Here is a 675-nt window from a genome sequence, read left to right on the forward strand (position 1 = left end):
GCTCTGTGTTGGGGATCCCAGCTCAAGAGATGGATCCCTTGGCTGAGCTTGGGAAAAGCTTTTTGCAGATGAAAAGCGGGATCCACCCCCATCAAGTCTAAGGTCGATTGGGCAAGGGATCCGTAGCGGCAGTGATCGACCAAGTACAGGGCCGGCTCAGCCAGGTAATCCCGCAGAAGCAGGGACTGGAGCAAATGGGTGCGATAGTCAACAAGCTCCGCCCAGAAGCAAACGCCAATTCGGGCATCGGGAAATCCTTCCCCCAAATCTGCCAGAAGAGCGGGGATGGATCCTTCTAGCAGCAAAACCCGTTCCCCTAACCCTAGCCGAAGGATCTGGGCTTGGAGATCTTCCGTGCTGGGCAATTTTTTAGAAGAATTCTGGAGCGGATCCCGTAGAATTACTGCTAACTTTTCCGAGTGGCGAAGCATCACCTCTAGCACAGCTCCTGAGTTTTCCCAGCCGATCTGACAAAAGATCTGCTGTTCAGGCATGCAACCTAGAGCCCAGTCTAATAGCTGAGCGAGACTCCCGACTTGCTCCAGCTCCGAAGCCAGCTCCTGAGCAAGGTCTTGGCACTGCATGGAAGGGATCCCTGGCGTTTCGTTCTCTCTAGCCTAATGTACCCGGATTCACCCCTAGTTCCCGCAGCTTTTGGGCCAGGTGCTCTGCTCG

At 54.8% G+C, this 675-nt stretch carries 1 pseudogene; it reads right to left on the bottom strand.

Going from position 1 to position 675, the window contains the following annotated elements:
* Positions 1–494 (bottom strand): annotated as a pseudogene (locus NW853_RS12125) (hypothetical protein); the annotation flags it as partial.
* Between the last annotated feature and the right edge of the window lie 181 nt (positions 495–675).

The sequence above is a fragment of the Synechococcus sp. H55.11 genome, from assembly GCF_047462475.1.
In the GTDB taxonomy this organism is placed as follows: Bacteria; Cyanobacteriota; Cyanobacteriia; order Thermostichales; family Thermostichaceae; genus Thermostichus.